Here is a 17,860-nt window from a genome sequence, read left to right as displayed (position 1 = left end):
GGTGACGTAGGACTGCTCCTTGGCGAGCTCCGTTTGACGAGTTGCCGCCTGACCATTATTGTGGTTAATGGGACACTCCGGGCCATTCTGCTTGTTGTTGCGACAAACGATGACATTAGCACGCCTGTCGAGGCACTCCCATCTTCCCTTCCCCCTTCCGGGTCACGGCTTGGTTTCGCCCTCTTGACCAGTATGGGAGAACTCCCTATGTTCACGAGTTAGGAAAGTTTCCTAACTTCGTCGAAGGAGTCCTCCTGATGAGCGGTCCGGTTCCGGGAACGCCCAGCCTGCTGCGCGCGATCAACGACCGCGCGGCCCTGCGGGCGCTCCTCGAGCGCGGGTCGCTGACCCGCCCGGAGCTGGGCGCCCTGACGGGCCTGTCCAAGCCCACCGCCTCCCAGCTGCTGTCGCGCCTTCAGGACGCCGGGCTGGTGATCCTGGACGGCATCAGGGAGGGCCTGCCGGGCCGTACCGCCGAGGTCTACCGGATCAACCCGGCGGCGGCCCACGTGGGCGCCCTCGACGTCACCCCCGACCGCATCGAGGCCCGCGTCGCCGACATCACCGGCACGGTCGTGGGCTCGTACACGCTGCCCACGCCCCGGCGGCCGGGCGGCGAGCTGGTCGACCGGCTGGGCGCGGCGCTGGCCGGCGCGAACCCGCCGGACAAGCTGCGCCGGGTCGTGATCGGCGTGCAGGCGGCGATCGACCCGGCCACCGGCCGGCTCGGCTACGCCGCCGCCAAGGACGTGCCCGGCTGGCAGATCGACGACCTCGTGCCCACCCTCAGCGCGGGTCTCGGCACGGCCGTGGACGTGGAGAACAACGTCAACCTCGTCGCCCTGGCCGAGCAGGCGCACGGCGCGGCGCGCGGGCACTCCGACTTCGTGCTGCTGTGGGCCGACGAGGGCATCGGCTCGGCCATCGTGCTCGGCGGGCGCATGCACAGGGGCGCGACCGGCGGCGCGGGCGAGGTCGGGTACATGCCGACCCCGGGCGCGCCGACGGCCCGCGAGGCCGGCCGCTACGCCAACCACGGCTACCAGGCGCTCACCGGCGGCCCGGCCGTGCTGCGGCTGCTGCGCTCCTACGGCGTGCACGGCACCGACTTCCGCCAGGCCATCGCCAAGGCGGTACGCGTGTCGGAGGGCTCGGGGCAGAAGGCCGACGACGCCAGGGCGGGGCTGCGCGACATCGCCGCCCGCCTGGCGGTGGGCCTGGCGGCCATCACCTCCGTCATCGACCCCGGCCTGATCGTGCTGACCGGCGGCGTCGTGCTGTCGGGCGGCGAGCCGCTGCGCGAGCTGGTCGAGCACGAGCTGCACGCGCTCACCATCCCCCGCCCCGTCGTGCGGCTGTCGCACGTGGAGGGCAACCCGGTGCTGGCCGGCGCGCTCGACCTGGCCCTGGACACCGTGCGCGACGAGGTCTTCAGCTCGACCGTCCCTTCCTAGAGCCTCTTTCTCCATCCCGTTCCACCCTCCCTTCATGATCCCCCAGCGGTAGGAGGCACCCCCCGTGCGCTTCGTCCCCCTGGCGGCCGTCGCGATCCTCGCGCTCGCCGCCTGCACCGCCGGCAGGGAGGCCGGGCCCTCGCTCGGCTCCCAGCCCAGACCCTCGGGCTCGGCCTCCGCGGCCCTCCCGGCGGCCACCATCCAGCTCTGGCACGGATTCTCCACCGACGCCGAGGTCAAGGCGTTCGAGGAGGCCATCGCCGGGTTCCACGCCAAGTTCCCGCAGATCACCGTCAAGGCCACCAAGGGCGTCCAGGACGACCAGATCACGCAGGCCATCCGGGGCGGCAACGCGCCGGACGTGGCGGCCTCGTTCACGACGGACAACGTCGCCCAGTGGTGCAGGTCGGGATCGTTCCAGGACCTCACCCCGGTCATCAAGCAGGACGGCATCGACCTGTCGGTGCTGCCCGAGGTGGCACGTACCTACACCGGCTTCGGCGGCCGGCAGTGCACGCTGCCGCTGCTGGCCGACGCGTACGGCCTCTACTACAACAAGGCCCTGATGAAGGGCAACCAGCCGCCCAAGACGCTGACCGAGCTGGCCGAGCTGGCCAAGAAGCTGACCGTCCGGGACGCGAACGGCGACATCAAGGTGGCCGGGTTCGTCCCCAGCACGCAGTACTACGAGAACAGCCCCAGCCACCTGGCCCCCATGGTCGGCGCCACCTGGTACAACGCCGACGGCACCTCGGCCATCGGCACCGACCCGGCGTGGAAGGCCCTGCTGCGCTGGCAGAAGGACCTCATCGACTGGTACGGCTACGACAAGCTGGAGAAGTTCCGCAAGAGCCTGGGCGACGAGTGGAGCGCCGACCACCCGTTCTACAAGGGCAAGATCGCGATGGTCCTGGACGGCGAATGGCGCAACGCCATGATCGCCAACGACGCCAAGAAGCTCGACTACGCCACCGCTCCCCTGCCGGTCGCCGACGACAAGCCCGACCTGTACGGCAGCGGCTTCACCGCCGGCACCGTCATCGGCGTCCCCAAGGGCGCCAAGAACCCGCAGCAGGCCTGGGAGCTGGTCAAGTACCTGACCACCGACACCAGCTCGCTGGTGACGCTCTCCAACGCCCTGCGCAACGTGCCCACGACCAAGGCCGCGATGGAATCGCCCGACCTGGCCAAGGACGCGAACTTCGCCACCTTCCTCGACGTCTTCTCCCATCCCAAGACCTCGACGCTGCCGCCGAGCGTCAACAGCGTGTTCAACCAGGAGGCGCTGGCGACCTTCGTCGTCAAGTGGGAGAAGGGCGCGGTCACCGACCTCGACGCCGGGCTCAAGGGCGTGGACAAGCAGATCGACGACAAGCTGAAGCTGTCCGGGGGCTGATCGGCGATGGCCTCCTCCCCCCACGCCGCGCCGCCGAGGCGGCGCGGCGAGGGCCTGCGCGCCCTGCTGTGGTTGTCGCCGTGGATCGCCGGAGTGTCGATCTTCTTCGTCTATCCGCTGCTGTCCACGGTGTACTTCTCCTTCTACCGCTACGACATGACCAGCACGCCGGAGTTCATCGGGCTGGACAACTACGCCTACCTGCTGCACGACCCGCGGGTCGCGATGTCGGCCAAGAACACGCTGTGGCTGGTGGCGATCATGGTGCCGGCCACGGTGCTGTTCTCCCTGGCCCTGGCGCAGCTCGTGGTCCGGCTCAAGGCCGGCGTCGGCGTGCTGCGGACGATCTTCTACCTGCCGTCGCTGGTCCCGCTGGCGGCCGGGACGATCACCTTCGTCTTCCTGATGAACCCGGCCACCGGGCCGTGGAACAAGTTCCTGGCCCTGTTCGGCATCCACGGGCCCGACTGGTTCGGCGACCCGGCCTGGTCCAAGCCGAGCCTGACGCTGCTGTCGCTGTGGAGCTGCGGCCAGCTCGCCGTGATCTTCATGGCGGCGCTGCTGGACGTCCCCCGGCACCTGTACGAGGCCGCCGCCATCGACGGCGCCGGGGCCTGGCGGCAGTTCCGCAGCGTGACGCTGCCGACGATCGCGCCGGTGCTGATGTTCGCCCTGGTCACCAACGTCATCTACGCCCTGCAGTACTTCACCCAGGCGATGATCGCCTCCCGGGTGGCCTCGGGCTCGACCGACTCCCCCGGCTCCACCTTCACCCCCGGCTATCCGGACGAGTCGCTGCTGACGCTGCCTCAGTGGCTCTTCCAGTCGGGCTTCCGCGACTGGACGATGGGCTACGCGTGCGTGCTGGCGCTGCTGCTGTTCGCCACGTCGATGATCTTCACGTTGATCCTGCTGCGGCAGTTCCGCCGGGCCGAGGAGGCGATATGAGCGCGACCATGACCGCCCCCGCCCCGCCCGCGGCCCCCGCGCGGCGGCAGGGGGTCAGGGCGCGGCGGCGGCGCACGCTGATGTGGATCGCCACGCACGCGACGGCGATCGTGCTGGCCCTGATGTTCCTGGCGCCGGTGGTGTTCCTGACGCTGACCGCGCTGATGACCGACGAGCAGGCGCTGACCGGCGACCTGTGGCCGCGCACGTGGAACTTCGACAACTTCGTGGTGGTGTTCGAGAAGTCGAAGCTGCTGCGCTGGGGGATCAACACGCTGCTGTACGCCGGCCTCGGCACGGTCTTCACGCTGGCCTCCTCGATCCCGGTGGCCTACGCGCTGGCCCGCTTCCGCTTCCGGGGACGCCGGGCGGCGTTCCTGCTGGTGATCACCGCCATGATGCTGCCGCCGCAGGTCATCGCGGTGCCGATCTACCTGGTGTGGGCCCGGCTGGGGCTGACCGACAGCCTGTGGCCGCTGATCCTGCCGATGTTGTTCGGCGACGCGTTCTCGATCTTCCTGCTCCGCCAGTTCCTGATCACCATCCCGCGCGAGTACATCGACGCGGCCAAGGTGGACGGCTGCTCGGACTTCAGGACGCTGGTGCGGGTGATCCTGCCGATGGCCCGCCCGGCGGTCGCCGCCGTCGCCCTGTTCCAGTTCTTCTACTGCTGGAACGACTACTACGGCCCGCTGCTGTACGCCGGCGTCGAGCAGGAGGGCTGGACGCTCTCGCTCGGCCTGGCCACGTTCAAGGCGTTCCACAGCGTCCAGTGGAACCTCACCATGGCCGCCACCCTGCTGGTGACCGCCCCGGTGATCATCGTGTTCTTCCTCGCCCAGAAAGTCTTCATCGAGGGCGTGACCTTGACAGGAGTGAAGGGTTGAAACTCGCCGTGGTCGGGGGCGGCTCGACGTACACGCCGGAGCTGGTCGACGGGTTCGCGCGGCTGCGTGACGAGCTGCCCGTGACGGAGATCGCCCTCATCGATCCGGATCCGTCCCGTCTTGAGCTGGTGTCGGGGATGTCGCGGCGCATGCTGGCGCACGCCGGGCATCCGGCGCGCGTGCTGGCCACCTCCTCGGTGGCCGAGGGGGTCGCGGGGGCCGAGGTCGTGCTGTTCCAGCTCCGGGTGGGCGGGCAGGCGGCCAGGAACGTCGACGAGACGCTGCCGCTGGAGTGCGGCTGCGTGGGCCAGGAGACGACCGGCGCGGGCGGCCTGGCCAAGGCGCTGCGCACGGTCCCGGTCGTGCTGGAGCTGGCCGAGACCGTACGCCGGCAGGCCCCGGACGCCTGGATCATCGACTTCACCAATCCGGTCGGCATCGTCACCAGGGCGCTGCTCGACGCCGGCCACCGGGCCATCGGGCTGTGCAACGTCGCGATCGGCTTCCAGCGCCGCTTCGCCGCCGGGCTGGGCGTCGACCCCGGCCGCATCTCGCTGGGGCATGTCGGGCTGAACCACCTGAGCTGGGAGCGTTCGGTCCATCTCGACGGCCGGGACGTGCTGCCCGACATCATCGACCGGGCCGGCGAGGAGATCGCCGAAGCCCTCGGGCTGCGGGTGGAGCTGATCCGGCGGCTCGGCGTCATCCCGTCGTACTACCTCCGCTACTTCTACGCCCACGACGCGGTGGTGCGCGAGCAGCGCGCCAAGCCGTCCCGGGCCGCCGAGGTGGCCGAGATGGAGGCGCGGCTGCTGGAGATGTACGGCGACCCGTCGGTGGTGACCAAGCCGGAGCTGCTGGACCGGCGGGGCGGCGCGTTCTACTCCGAGTCGGCGGTGGCGCTGATCGCCTCGCTGCTCGGCGACCGGGGCGACGCCCAGGTCGTCAACGTGCGCAACCAGGGCACCCTGCCCTTCCTGGACGACGACGCCGTCATCGAGGTGCCCGCGGCCATCACCGCCGCCGGCGCCGCGCCGCTGCCGGTGCCGCCCGTCGAGCCGCTGTACGCGGGGCTGATCGCGCACGTGTCGGCGTACGAGACCCTGGCCCTGGACGCCGCCCGCCGGGGCGGCGCGGACCGGGTGCGCGACGCCCTGCTGGCGCACCCGCTGATCGGCCAGGACGACGTCGCCGAGGAGCTGACCGGCCTGCTGCTGGCGGCCAACCGCGAGCACCTGCCCTGGACGGTGGGCTAGTGGCGGGCCCCCGGCTGCTCCTGGCCGTCGACGGCGGCAACAGCAAGACCGACGTCGCGGTGGTCGCGGACGACGGCGAGGTGGTCGCGACCGGCCGGGCGGGGCCCTTCGAGCCGCAGAGCTCGGGCGTGGCGGCGGCCGTGGACGTGGTGGCCGAGGCGGCGGCCCGCACCGGCCGGCCGGCCCAGGCGTTCTGCCACGTGTCGGCCTGCCTGGCCGGGGCCGACTTCCCGGTGGAGGAGGAGGCGCTGGCCGCCGAGTTCGCCGCCCGCGGGTTCGGCGACGTGGTGGTGCGCAACGACACCTTCGCGCTGCTGCGGGCCGGCACGTCGGCCCCGTGGGGGGTCGCGGTGGTGTGCGGCGCGGGCATCAACGCGGTCGGCGTCTCCCCCGCCGGGCAGGTCGCCCGCTTCCCCTCGCTCGGCCGGATCAGCGGCGACTGGGGCGGCGGCCAGGGCGTGGCCGAGGAGGCGCTGTGGCACGCCGTGCGCGCCGAGGACGGCCGCGGCGCCCCGACGGCCCTGGCGGAGCTGGTCACGGCCCACTTCGGCACGGCCACCGTCGAGGAGCTGGTGCTCGACCTGCACTTCGGGCGCGTGGACGAAGGTCGGCTGCACGAGCTGGCCCCCGGCGTGCTGGCCGCCGCGGCGGCCGGGGACGCGGTCGCCCGGTCGCTGGTCCAGCGGCAGGCCGAGGAGGTCACCGTGATGGCCGAGGTGTGCCTGCGGCGGCTCGGCCTGCTGGGGACGCCGGTCGAGGTGGTGCTCGGCGGCGGCATGCTGACGGCCCGGGACCCGCTGCTGACGCCGCTGCTGGAGGCGGCGTTCGCGGCCAGGGCGCCGCGGGCCGAGCTCGTGGTGGCCGACCTGCCGCCGGTGGCGGGGGCGGCGTTGCTGGGGCTGGAGCACCTGGGCGCTCCGGAGAGCGCGCTGGCCCGGCTGCGCTCCCACTTCGCGCTCCCGGTCACCCGCTGACCCGGCCGCCGAGGTGCGTGTCGGGCTTGCCGGGTACGGGCGCCGGTCCTGCGGGGGGGGCGGCGCCCGTCAGGGCTTCAGGCGGAGGCGTTCTGGTCGGGCTCGGCGGGCGTGACGTCGGCGGCGACGACGGGGGCGCGGTGCTCGTAGGGCGTGCTCAGCACCACGGTGGTGCGGGTGGAGACATTGGCCGAGGCGCGGATCTGCTGCAGCAGGTCCTCCAGCGCCACCGGCGAGGCCACGCGCACCTTGAGGATGTAGCTCTCGTCCCCGGCGACGCTGTGGCAGGCCTCGATGGCGCTCAGATGGGCCAGCCGCACGGGGGCGTCGTCGGGGGCGGCGGGGTCGATGGGCTTGATCGACACGAACGCGGTCAGCGGCAGCCCGATCGCGTCGTGGTCGATGACGGCGGCGTAGCCGCGGACGACGCCGCGCTTCTCCAGGCGGCGTACGCGCTGGTGGACCGCGGAGACGGAGAGCCCGGTCTCCCTGGCCAGGTCGGTGAAACTCATGCGGCCGTCGTGGGCGAGCAGCGTGACGATCCGGCGGTCGATCTCCTCCATCGGTCAAAGGTAGCCGGTGATGGTCACGACATGGTCCCGACGGGAGCGACCCCTCGGTTCATCGCGTGCTCGACCAGCGTGATGAGCACCTGGCGGCCGGAGTCGCGCCTGCGGGCGTCGCACAGCACGATGGGCACGTCGGGTTCCAGCCCGATGGCCGAGCGCACCTCGCCGACGGTGAACGGCCGGGTGCCCTCGAAGCAGTTGAGCGCGATGATGAACGGCTGCTCGCGCTTCTCGAAGTAGTCGACGGCCGGGAAGCAGTCGGCCAGGCGGCGGGTGTCGGCCAGCACCACGGCTCCCAGCGCGCCCATGGCCAGCTCGTCCCACACGAACCAGAAACGTTCCTGACCCGGGGTGCCGAACAGGTAGAGCATGTAGTCGTCGCGGATGGTGATGCGGCCGAAGTCCATCGCGACGGTGGTGGTGAGCTTGCGCTCGACGCCCGACAGGTCGTCGACGTGCGTGCCGACGTGGGTGAGCGCCTCTTCCGTGCGCAGCGGGCGGGTCTCGGAGACGGCGCCGACCATGGTGGTCTTGCCCGCGCCGAATCCGCCGGCGATCAAGATCTTGATCGCGGTCGGCAGCCGCCAACGGTCGACGCGACCGAATTCCATCCAGCACCGCCCGTACAGGTCCCGCGCACGTCGTGGCCTTCGCGCCTGGTCAGTGAAATCTGTCAAGGCGCGTGGTGAAGGCCGTACGCCGTGCCTGGCATCGAGCCACCCTAGCAACGCCACATTTTCCACTCAAGACATAAACTTTTACAACGAACCAAATGTCACGATTTATCGTCGGTAGTCCTATAAATCGCCTCGCGGGCGACGGACGGTCAAGAGGCTTGTCAGCTTATTCGACGAGATCGTTAGGTTGCGGAGCCCAGGTCCGAAATGCCGGTGAAGCCGGCGTTGAAGCCGATCCGTCGGCCCAGGTAGGCGGCCGTCCGCGGGCTGCAGCCGCGCAACGCCTCGATCAGGCCGGTCGCCTCGCGGGCCAGGCCGGCCATCGCCGCGGTGACCTCGCCGCCGGTGACGCCGAGCCCCAGGACGTTCAGGTCGCCCCAGCTCAGGTCCCTGCGGTAGGAGGCGACGTCGCCGAGCAGGTGCAGGTACCGCTGCACCTGGCGGCTGACCGTCCGCAGCTCGTCCAGGTGGCCCCTGGTCCAGCCGTCGCCGGTGTAGATCCAGTGGGACAGGTCCACGAAGCAGGAGCCGCGGCTGTCGGCGTTGTCGAGGTAGCGCTCCAGGGTGGGCACGGCGCTGGTGTCCCGCCACACCCAGGCCCTGGCCATCCCGGCCAGCGTCCGGGCGAGCTGGTCGCGCCAGAGCCGCTGCGCCGGCCCGAACCCCTCGACGGTGGCCAGCTCGTCACGCAGGTCGGCCAGGAAGCGGGTGACCGGCGACCGCGGCACCGCGCCGCCGGCGACCTCCACGCACTCGCGCGTCAGCCGGTCGACCTGCTCGCGGGTGGTGGCGGTGTGGTCGACCAGACGGCCGACGGCCAGCACCCACAGGGCGCTGCGGTTGACCGCCTTCAGCCCGCCGGCGCCCGCCCAGGGGGCGCTGAAGGCGGTGCCGAGCGTCAGGGCCTGGTAGAACTCGGTGTCGAAGGCGGCGCCGGGGAACAGGCCGTCGTACAGCTGGGCGCAACGCCGCAGGTCCCTGCCGCACTCGGCGGCCAGGGCGCAGGTGCGGCCGAGCCGGTACGCCTCCTCCAGCTCCTCGCCGGGCACCCTAGGGCCACCCGCACGGTACACAGCTCATGGCGACGCCCCCCCAACAGCCGGCCGGACGAATGCACCTGCCGAAGAATTCTTTCATGATCACATACCCCCATCAAGCCATTCCCACCTCCGCGAACCGGCGGATGGGCGGCGGCGCAAGCCAGACGGAAGGGCGGCCTCACGCAAAGGGCACCGCCAGCCGGGAGGCGGCGTCACGTGGGAGCGGGGCGAAGTCAGACGGAAGGGAAGGCGGCCCAGAGGGCGGTGGCGTCGTCGTGGGGTTTGCCGCGCACCGCCCCGCGTTCGACCTCCAGCCCCCGCACGGCCGAGATCACCGCCCCCGGCCCCCCGCCGGCCAGCTCGGCCAGCACGGACTCCCAGCTCCACCCGTACCACTCCACCAGCCGGGTCACCCCGTCGGTGAACAGCCCGGCCCCCAGCAGCCCGGACGCCTCCACGACCCCGCTGACCGCCTGACCGGCGGCCTCGGGCCGGGTGGAGGCCACCCAGAACCCGCCCTCGGCGTTGCGCATGCGCCGCACCAGCTCCGCCGAGTACGGCCGCCCGCCCGGCAGCCGTTCCACCCGGTCGTCGCCGATGACCTCGGCCCCGCCGTCGGCCCGCGCGAGCACCACCGGGGAGTCCCCCAGCACGAGGTACTCCACCACTCCCCCGCCCAGGCGCATCATGGCCACGGTCGTGGACGGCGAGTCGGGGTCGCCCAGGTCGCACGTGCCCGCATGGGCGCCCATGGTGACGGAGATGGCCTCGGCCAGGATGTCAGCCAGCGGCGAGCGCCCGCCGGCGGCCAGCCCGGCGGCCAGCGCCCCGCCGAGCCGCCCGACCAGCCAGGCGACCCCGTGGGCGCACCCGCCGCCGGCCCCGGCCGCCGCCGTGGCCCCGTCGAGCACGACCGCCCACGAGGGCCCGGCCACCGCCAGGTCCTCGTTGGGCCGCGCCGACCCGGGCCGGGTGGCGTACCTGACCTCGGTGAACATGCCGTTACGGCTGGACGGTCACCAGCTCGCGCGGCGTGTTGTTCAGCCGCTCGCCGCCGGTCTCGGTGCAGACGACGATGTCCTCGATGCGGGCGCCATGACGGCCGGGCAGGTAGATGCCGGGCTCCACGGAGAAGGCGAACCCGGCCTCCATCGGCTCGTCGTTGCCCGCGACGATGTAGGGCTCCTCGTGCGTCTCGATGCCGATGCCGTGGCCGGTGCGGTGGATGAAGTAGTCGCCGTAGCCGGCCTCGGCGATGACCTCGCGGGCCGCCGCGTCGATCGACTCGCACGACACGCCCGGCCGCACCGCGGCGCAGGCGGCTTCCTGGGCGCGGCGCAGCACCTCGTAGTAGGCGGCGAACTCGGCGGGCGGCTCGCCCACGCTGTAGGTGCGGGTGGAGTCGGAGCAGTAGCCGTTGTGGAGCTGGCCGCCGATGTCGACCACGACCGGCTCGCCGGCCTGGATCACCCGGTCGGACACGTCGTGGTGGGGGCTGGCGCCGTTGGGCCCGGAGGCGACGATGACGAAGTCGACCGTGGCGTGGCCGGCGGCCAGGATCGCCTCGGCGATGTCGCGGCCCACCTCGCGCTCGGTGCGACCGGCGCGCAGCAGCTCGGGCACCTGGCGGTGGACCGCGTCGATGGCCTCGCCGGCCTCGCGCAGGGCCGCCACCTCGGCCGGCGACTTGCGCATGCGCAGGTCGCGCAGCACCGTGCCGGCCAGCACCTGCTCGGCCTCCGGCAGCACGTCGCGGAAGCGCAGCGACGACATGGCCCACATGCGGTCGGCCAGCCCCACCTTGGCCACCCGGCCCAGCCGGGAGGCGGCGATGCCGTAGGGGTCGTCGGTCTCGTCCCAGGCCACGAACTCCAGCCCGAGCCGGGCGGCGGGCGAGGCCTGCGCGGCCGGCAGCTCAAGGCGGGGCACCATCATGTACGCCTCCCCCGAGGCGGGCACCACGAGGCAGGTCAGCCGCTCCAGCGGCTTGGCGTCGTAGCCGCTGACATAGCGCAGGTCGGGCCCGGGGGTGAGCAGCAGGGCGTCGAGGCCGGCCTTGGCGGTGGCCTCCTGCGCGGCGGCAAGGCGGGACACGGGATACAGGTCTGAGGACGTCACGAGCCAAATCTACTCGGACGCCCGGCGCCCCCACTCCAGCAGGCCGCTTGTCCGCCGAGGGCTAAAATCCGCGAAAACTTCTCACAACATGAGAGCCCATGACTACACTCCGTTCCACATTGATCACGTAGTGTGGGACCAATTGTCCAGTTCCACTGCACTTTGAGAGTGAGGCCATGGTCGACTTCGCAGGCGCGGCAGAGCTGGTCAGGGAGGCCCCGCACGGGCGGGCGCGCGGGGCGGGGGCGGAGCTGCTGGCCGTCCGGCTGGCCCACGCCGAGCGGCTGGGCAACATGGGCTGGGCCGAATGGAACCTGCGCACCGGGGCCGCCATCTGGTCCGACCAGGTCTACGCGATCTTCGGAAGAGACCGTGAGGAGGGGCCGCTGTCCCTGCCCGACCTGGCCGCCATGGTCGAGCCGGCCGACCTCGACGCGCTCGACCGGCTGCTGTGGCACGTGGTCGAGGGGGTCGAGCCCGTGCACGCCGAGTTCCGCGTCAGGCGCGGCACGGGCGAGCTGCGCGACCTGCGCGTCGTGCTCGAACCGCTGATGTCGCCCGGGGGTCCGGTCGGCATGCACGGCGTCATCCAGGACATCACCGGCCGCCGCCGGGCCGAGCGCATGATGTCGGAGTCGCGCCGCCAGCTCCTGGAGGCCCGCGAGCAGGCGGCCGAGGAGCGCAACGTGATGCTGGCGCTGCGCGAGGCCATCCTGCCCGCGCCCACCGGCTGCCTCGACCTGCCGGGGGCCAGGATCGCCGTCCGCTACGTGCCGGCCGAGAAGACCGCGAGCCTGGGCGGCGACTGGTTCGAGGCCGCGACCACGCCCGACGGCCGCCTGCTGCTGGCCATCGGCGACGTGTCGGGCCACGGGCTGCCCGCCATCGCCCACATGGCCCACCTGCGCCACGCCCTCGTCGGCCTCACCATGACCGGCCGGCCCGCCGACCGCCTGCTGTCGTGGCTCAACGACCTCGTCCTCCACCAGCTGAAGGACACCACCGCCACGGCCGTCATCGGCCACCTCGACCCCGAGACGCTGCTGTTCAGCTGGGGGCAGGCGGGCAACCTCGACCCGATCCTGGTGCGCGGGGGCCGGGCGACCCTGCTGGGCAGGCCGCGCGGCGTGCTGCTCGGCGCGGACTCCGGGCGGCCCTACGAGCTGGCCCACACCCGGCTGCGCCCCGGCGACCTGCTGCTGATGTTCACCGACGGGCTGGTCGAGCGGCGCACCCGCGACATCGACGTCGGCCTGGAGCTGGTGCTCGACGCCGCCGGGGGCCTGTCCGCCCACGACCTCGACGCCGGGCTCGACCGTCTGCTGGCCGGCATCGGCGGCCCCAACCCCGAGGACGACGCGTGCCTGCTGGCCGTCGCCGTCCCGGAGCCGGACGGGAGGGCGGCGGGAGTGCGACCATAGACGGGTGCTCATGCTTCTGGACACACCGTCCCTCTACTTCCGCGCCTTCTACGGCGTGCCCGAGTCGGTCAAGGCGCCCGACGGCTCCCCGGTCAACGCGGTGCGCGGGCTCATCGACATGATCGCCACGCTGGTCCGTCAACAGTCCCCGGCGGCGCTGGCCGCCACCATGGACGCCGACTGGCGGCCCGCCTTCCGGGTGGCGGCGATCCCGACCTACAAGGCGCACCGGGTGGCTCACGGCGACGTCGAGGAGGTGCCCGAGGCGCTGGTGCCGCAGATCGCCGTGATCAACCAGGTCCTCGACGCCGTGGGCATCGCCCGTCCCGAGTCGCCCGGCTACGAGGCCGACGACGTGATCGGCACCCTCACCCACCAGGCGCGGGGCGCCGTCGAGATCGTCACCGGCGACCGCGACCTGTTCCAGCTCGTCGACGACTCCCGCCCGGTCCGCGTCCTGTACACCGCGCGCGGCATCCGCAACCTGCAGTTCGTCGACGAGGCGTTCGTCACCGCCAAGTACGGCGTGCCCGGCCGCGCCTACGCCGACTTCGCCACGCTGCGCGGCGACCCCAGCGACGGCCTGCCCGGCGTGCCCGGCGTCGGCGAGAAGACGGCGGCGGCCCTGATCACCCGGTTCGGCTCGCTCGCCGCGCTGCTGGAGGCGCTCGACTCCGGCGTCACCGAGGGCTTCCCGGCCGGCAGCCGCAACCGCCTGGCCGCCGCCCGCGACTACCTCGACGCCGCGCCCGCCGTGGTGGAGGTGGCCTCCGACGCGCCGCTGCCCGCCGCCGACCTGACGCTGCCGGACAAGCCGCGCGACCCGGAGGCCCTGGTGGCCCTGGCCGACCGCTACGGCCTCGACAGCCCGCTCAACCGCCTGCTGGAGGCGCTCAGGAGCTGAGGAACTCCCGCACGGCGTCCTGGGCCGCCTCGCGCAGGCGGCCGTGCACGGCGGCGTTCTCCTCGCGGTCGGTGCGCACCTCCACCACCCGCGGCCCCTCGCCGCGCATCGCCTTGGACAGCTCGCTGACGTCCCCGAGCAGCGTGTACGGCGTCCCGCTCGCGGCGGCGGCGTAGGCCAGGTCCACGCCGTGCGGCGTGCCGAACACCCGCTCGAACGGGTCGCGCACCGCCGCCTGCGGCAGCAGCGAGAAGATGCCGCCGCCGTCGTTGTTGACGACCACCATGCACAGGTCCGGCCTGGGCTCCCGGGGGCCGAGGATCAGCCCGTTCTGGTCGTGCAGGAACGACAGGTCGCCGAGCAGCGCGTACGAGGGCCCGTTGTGCGCCAGCGCGGCCCCCATGGCCGTGGACACCAGCCCGTCGATGCCCGAGGCGCCCCGGCTGGCCATCAGCCTGATGCCGCGCCGCGGCCGCATGAACTGGTCGAGGTCCCTGATCGGCATCGAGGAGCCGCAGAACAGCAGCGCGCCGTTGGGCAGCGCGTCGGCCAGGTCGCGGGCCAGGCGCGGCTCGGAGGTGCCGGAGACGTCCAGGACCGCGTCGAGGGCCGACCGGACGGCCGCGTCGGCCTGCCGCCAGGCGTGCAGCCAGCTGTCGTCGCCGGAGGCCACCGGGATCTCCACGGCCTGCGCGACCTGGGTGGCCGACCTGGTCGGGTCGGGCCAGCGGTCGAGGTCGGGGGCGACCACGATGTGCTCGTCCGTCCGCTTCAGCCAGGACAGCAGCGGCCGCGACAGCCCGGGCCGGCCCAGCGTGACGACCACGTCGGGACGGTGGGAGTCGGCGAACTCGGGCGTGCCGAGCAGGTAGTGATAGCTGGAGATGGAGTGGTCGCCGTAGCGGGCGCCGCCGTTGGGCTCCGACAGCACCGGCCAGCCGGCCATTCCGGCGGCGGCCACGTAACGCCGGACGTTGGCCGCGCCGTCGCCGACGACCAGCACGCCGCGCCTGGTGGGCGGGATGTGCAGGGCGATGGGCGGAGGCGCGACGCGGGCCCGCACCCAGGGGCCGTTCGCGCCGCCGTCGAGCGGCTCGGACCAGCTCGTGTCGCCGTCGGGGATCAGCGGCTCCCGGAAGGCCAGGTTGAGGTGCACGGGGCCGGGGTTGGCCGCCCCCGCGGCCCGCTGGTAGGCGCGGCAGGCCAGCGAGCGCCAGTAGGCGACCATGCCGGGACGGTCTTCCGGCACGCCGACCTCGGCGAACCAGCGGACGGCGGTGCCGTACAGCTTGACCTGGTCGATCGTCTGGTTGGCGCCGGTGCCGCGCAGCTCGGGCGGACGGTCGGCGGTCAGGACGAGCAGCGGCACGCCCGACTCGTCGGCCTCGATCACCGCCGGATGGAAGTTGGCCGCGGCCGTGCCGGAGGAGCAGATCAGCGCCACCGGCCGCTCGGAGCGCTTGGCCAGGCCGAGCGCCAGGAAGGAGGCCGAGCGCTCGTCGATGCGCACGTGCAGGCGCACCCGCGACTCGGCGTGCAGCGCCAGGGCGAGGGGGGCCGAGCGGGAGCCGGGGGCGAGCACCACGTCGGTCAGGCCACAGCGCACCAGCTCGTCGACGAGCACGGTGGCCAGCGCGGTTGCGGGGTTCACAGCGAAGCCTCCTGCATCCGGCCGAGCCACTGGGGAGATTCAATCTCAAATTCCGACAAATGCTGAAAATTCACCGAGGGGCGGCGCACCGGGAGCCATCCGTCCACGGGCACCAGCGAGTCGTCCACCACGTCGCCCGCCAGCAACGACATCGTGCCCAGCCCGCACGCGTACGGCAGCGACGGCAGCGCCGCCGCCAGCGCGACCCCCGCGGCCAGCCCCACCGACGTCTCCACGGCGCTGGAGACCACGGCGGGCAGCCCGCAGGCCTCCACCACCCGCAGCGCGGCGCGCACCCCGCCCAGCGGCTGGACCTTGACCACCGCGATGTCGGCCGCCTCGGCCGCCCGCACCTTCAGCGGGTCCTCGGCGCGCCGGATCGACTCGTCGGCCGCGATCGGCACGTCGACCGCCCTGCGCACCGCCGCCAGCTCCTCCAGGGTCGCGCACGGCTGCTCGGCGTACTCAAGACCGAACCGGTCGAGCCGCTTGAGCCGGGTGACGGCCTCGTCGACCTCCCAGGCGCCGTTGACGTCGACCCTCAGCCGCCCGGACGGCCCGAGGGCGTCACGCACCGCCTCCACCCGGGCCAGGTCGTCGGCGAACGTCTGGCCGCGCTCGGCCACCTTGACCTTCGCCGTGCCGCAGCCTGAGCGCCGCACCAGCTCGTGGGCCTGCTCGGCGTCGATCGCCGGGACGGTGGCGTTGACCGGGACGCGGTCGCGCACCGGCTCGGGCCAGCCGCCGAAGGCGGCCTCACGGGCGCACGCCAGCCAGCGGGCGCACTCGCGCGGACCGTACTCGGGGAAGGGGGAGAACTCGCCCCAGCCCGCCGGGCCGTGCAGCAGCACGCCCTCCCTGACGGTCTGCCCGCGAAACCGCGTCCGCATCGGAATCCGGAAGACCACGGGAGAACGCGTCACGACCCTACCCTGCACCTGTGTCCGACCTGTCGCCATTAACCTTACGAGCATGTGGAGGAACCCGTCGCATCCGGACCGTCCGCTGCATGCCATTGTGCAGCCTCCCGGCCCCGGCCTTTTCACCGCGATCCGCGACGCCCTCTCCGGCGACGGCCCGGCCGTCCTGCCGCTCCAGCCGGGCCACGAGCACCAGGCCCTCCAGGCCCTGCGGCCCACGCACGCCGGCGGCGAGCCGCGGCCCGGCGGCGAGGGCGTCCCCGGCGACGTGGCGGTCGTCATCGCCACCAGCGGCAGCACCGGCACGCCCAAGGGCGTGCAGCTGTCGGCCTCGGCCCTGCGCGCCTCGGCGTCGGCCTCGCTGAGCAGGATCGGGGCCGCCGAGGGCGACCGGTGGTTGTGCTGCCTGCCCGTCTCCCACGTCTCCGGCCTGCAGGTGCTGGTCCGCGCGCTGCTGTCGGGCAGCGAGCCGATCATCCACCCCTCCTTCGACGTGCGGGCCGTGCTGTCCTCCGGCGCCCACCACGTCTCCCTGGTGCCGACGCAGCTCCACCGGCTGGTCGAGACGGGCGCCGACCTGTCGGTGTTCCGCACGATCCTGCTCGGCGGCGCGGCGCCCAGGGCGGGGCTGGTCGAGCGGGCCGTGGAGCTCGGCGCCCGGGTCTTCACCACGTACGGGATGAGCGAGACGTGCGGCGGCTGCGTCTACGACGGCCGCCCCCTTTACGATGTAGATCTCAAAATCGGCGAGGACGGCCTGATCAGGATCGCCGGGCCCGTGCTCTTCTCCGGCTACCGCTTCGCCGGCCGGACCGCCTTCGACGGCGACTGGTTCGTCACCTCCGACCTCGGCGAGCTGAACGGCGGCCGGCTGCGCGTGCTCGGCCGGGCCGACGACGTCGTCAACACCGGCGGCGAGAAGGTCGTGGCCGCCGTGGTGAGCGCGGTGCTCGGCACGCATCCCGAGGTCGCCGACGTGGCCGTGGCCGGCCTGCCCGACCCGGAGTGGGGCGAGGCGGTCACGGCGTTCGTGGTGCCGACCGACCCGGCCGCGCCGCCCACGCTGGCTGAGCTGCGCGCCTACTGCCGCGACCGGCTGCCCGCCCACGCCGCGCCGCGCGACCTGCGTCTCCTCCCCCGCCTGCCGCTGCTGCCCAACGGCAAGACCGATCTCGTACGGCTGCGGACAGGAACCTGACGCGGCGCGGCTGCGTCATAACGGGGAGAGAAGGAAGGGAGCCTTCATGAACCAGACCCGCAAGATGTGGGCGTCCGCGGCGGTCGTCGGCGTGATCGTCGTCGGCGGCGCGTCGGTCGCGGCGGCCGCCTCGGCGGGCAAGCTCGACGCGGTCGCCAGGGAGACCCGGGCCGTGGTCGACCAGAGGGCCGACCAGAAGGCCGACCAGAGCGCCGAGCAGACGTCGCCGACCGGCCGTCCGGTGCCCTCGCCCGGCGACACCGAGGGCGTCGTGGTCTCCACGGAGATCAATCCCGATCCACGCGAGGTCATCGACTACTGGACCGACAAGCGCATGGAAGAGGCCGAGCCGATGCCCATGCCGGAGGGGACCGGAAGCTTCGAGGTGGCGGAGTAGTTCCCGCCTTCCGGGGGTGGCGCGCCCTCTGGGCGTTCCGCCCCTTTTTC

Annotated in this window: 17 protein-coding genes; 10 read left to right on the top strand and 7 right to left on the bottom strand. The window is 72.8% G+C overall.

The window, feature by feature from the left end; genetic code table 11:
• Positions 1–257 precede the first annotated feature (257 nt).
• The 6 genes from ACIBK9_RS09530 to ACIBK9_RS09505 all read left to right on the top strand — a co-directional run bounded on the left by ACIBK9_RS09530 (position 258) and on the right by ACIBK9_RS09505 (position 6,915).
• Positions 258–1,454, top strand: a complete 1,197-nt coding sequence (locus tag ACIBK9_RS09530; protein WP_387675420.1) for an ROK family protein — start codon at positions 258–260, stop codon at positions 1,452–1,454.
• Positions 1,455–1,518: 64 nt separating this feature from the next.
• Positions 1,519–2,850, top strand: coding sequence for an ABC transporter substrate-binding protein (locus ACIBK9_RS09525; protein WP_397156608.1), 1,332 nt, complete (start codon positions 1,519–1,521; stop codon positions 2,848–2,850).
• Between the two features lie 6 nt (positions 2,851–2,856).
• Positions 2,857–3,798 carry a sugar ABC transporter permease gene (locus ACIBK9_RS09520; RefSeq protein ID WP_358286564.1) on the top strand — a complete coding sequence of 314 codons (942 nt, stop codon included), beginning with the start codon at positions 2,857–2,859 and terminating at the stop codon, positions 3,796–3,798.
• Positions 3,795–4,685 (top strand): carbohydrate ABC transporter permease, encoded by an 891-nt coding sequence (locus tag ACIBK9_RS09515; RefSeq protein WP_352350803.1) that lies wholly within the window; start codon positions 3,795–3,797, stop codon positions 4,683–4,685. The genes ACIBK9_RS09520 and ACIBK9_RS09515 overlap by 4 nt, the downstream gene beginning before the upstream one ends.
• Positions 4,682–5,941 (top strand): 6-phospho-beta-glucosidase, encoded by a 1,260-nt coding sequence (locus ACIBK9_RS09510; RefSeq protein ID WP_397156607.1) that lies wholly within the window; start codon positions 4,682–4,684, stop codon positions 5,939–5,941. Before ACIBK9_RS09515 ends, ACIBK9_RS09510 begins: the two co-directional genes overlap by 4 nt.
• Complete coding sequence (locus ACIBK9_RS09505; RefSeq protein WP_397156605.1) at positions 5,941–6,915, top strand: N-acetylglucosamine kinase; 975 nt, start codon at positions 5,941–5,943, stop codon at positions 6,913–6,915. Before ACIBK9_RS09510 ends, ACIBK9_RS09505 begins: the two co-directional genes overlap by 1 nt.
• A gap of 77 nt (positions 6,916–6,992) precedes the next feature.
• Here ACIBK9_RS09505 and ACIBK9_RS09500 read toward each other — a convergent pair whose 3' ends face one another.
• The 5 genes from ACIBK9_RS09500 to ACIBK9_RS09480 all read right to left on the bottom strand — a co-directional run bounded on the left by ACIBK9_RS09500 (position 6,993) and on the right by ACIBK9_RS09480 (position 11,319).
• Positions 6,993–7,478, bottom strand: a complete 486-nt coding sequence (locus ACIBK9_RS09500; RefSeq protein ID WP_397156603.1) for an Lrp/AsnC family transcriptional regulator — start codon at positions 7,476–7,478, stop codon at positions 6,993–6,995.
• A 23-nt stretch (positions 7,479–7,501) separates the two neighbouring features.
• A complete protein-coding gene (locus ACIBK9_RS09495) occupies positions 7,502–8,095 on the bottom strand; it encodes an ATP/GTP-binding protein (RefSeq protein ID WP_352326803.1) in 594 nt (197 codons plus the stop codon).
• 248 nt (positions 8,096–8,343) lie between these two features.
• Positions 8,344–9,210: a terpene synthase family protein gene (locus ACIBK9_RS09490; RefSeq protein WP_397156601.1), complete on the bottom strand. Its 867-nt coding sequence runs from the start codon at positions 9,208–9,210 to the stop codon at positions 8,344–8,346.
• A gap of 224 nt (positions 9,211–9,434) precedes the next feature.
• Entirely contained in the window at positions 9,435–10,199 is a 765-nt protein-coding gene (locus ACIBK9_RS09485) for a protein phosphatase 2C domain-containing protein (RefSeq protein WP_397156599.1), read from the bottom strand.
• 4 nt (positions 10,200–10,203) lie between these two features.
• Positions 10,204–11,319: a M24 family metallopeptidase gene (locus ACIBK9_RS09480; protein ID WP_387675439.1), complete on the bottom strand. Its 1,116-nt coding sequence runs from the start codon at positions 11,317–11,319 to the stop codon at positions 10,204–10,206.
• A 176-nt stretch (positions 11,320–11,495) separates the two neighbouring features.
• Between ACIBK9_RS09480 and ACIBK9_RS09475 the strand changes: the two genes are divergently transcribed.
• Both ACIBK9_RS09475 and ACIBK9_RS09470 read left to right on the top strand, forming a co-directional pair.
• A complete protein-coding gene (locus ACIBK9_RS09475) occupies positions 11,496–12,740 on the top strand; it encodes a PP2C family protein-serine/threonine phosphatase (protein WP_397156597.1) in 1,245 nt (414 codons plus the stop codon).
• A 10-nt stretch (positions 12,741–12,750) separates the two neighbouring features.
• Positions 12,751–13,644: a 5'-3' exonuclease H3TH domain-containing protein gene (locus ACIBK9_RS09470; RefSeq protein WP_397157562.1), complete on the top strand. Its 894-nt coding sequence runs from the start codon at positions 12,751–12,753 to the stop codon at positions 13,642–13,644.
• On the opposite strand, the gene menD is transcribed toward ACIBK9_RS09470, so the two are convergent.
• Both menD and ACIBK9_RS09460 read right to left on the bottom strand, forming a co-directional pair.
• Positions 13,634–15,295, bottom strand: coding sequence for a 2-succinyl-5-enolpyruvyl-6-hydroxy-3-cyclohexene-1-carboxylic-acid synthase (gene menD / locus ACIBK9_RS09465; RefSeq protein ID WP_352350819.1), 1,662 nt, complete (start codon positions 15,293–15,295; stop codon positions 13,634–13,636). The two genes, ACIBK9_RS09470 and menD, sit on opposite strands and share 11 nt — an antisense overlap.
• Complete coding sequence (locus ACIBK9_RS09460; RefSeq protein WP_397157561.1) at positions 15,292–16,185, bottom strand: o-succinylbenzoate synthase; 894 nt, start codon at positions 16,183–16,185, stop codon at positions 15,292–15,294. The genes menD and ACIBK9_RS09460 overlap by 4 nt, the downstream gene beginning before the upstream one ends.
• An 82-nt stretch (positions 16,186–16,267) precedes the next feature.
• Between ACIBK9_RS09460 and ACIBK9_RS09455 the strand changes: the two genes are divergently transcribed.
• Positions 16,268–17,413, top strand: coding sequence for an AMP-binding protein (locus ACIBK9_RS09455; protein WP_397156595.1), 1,146 nt, complete (start codon positions 16,268–16,270; stop codon positions 17,411–17,413).
• Between the two features lie 46 nt (positions 17,414–17,459).
• Positions 17,460–17,810: a hypothetical protein gene (locus ACIBK9_RS09450; protein ID WP_397156593.1), complete on the top strand. Its 351-nt coding sequence runs from the start codon at positions 17,460–17,462 to the stop codon at positions 17,808–17,810.
• Positions 17,811–17,860 lie beyond the last annotated feature (50 nt).

This window comes from Nonomuraea sp. NPDC050227, assembly GCF_044459705.1.
Taxonomy (GTDB): domain Bacteria; phylum Actinomycetota; class Actinomycetes; order Streptosporangiales; family Streptosporangiaceae; genus Nonomuraea.
This window is presented reverse-complemented; position numbering and strand designations above follow the sequence as displayed.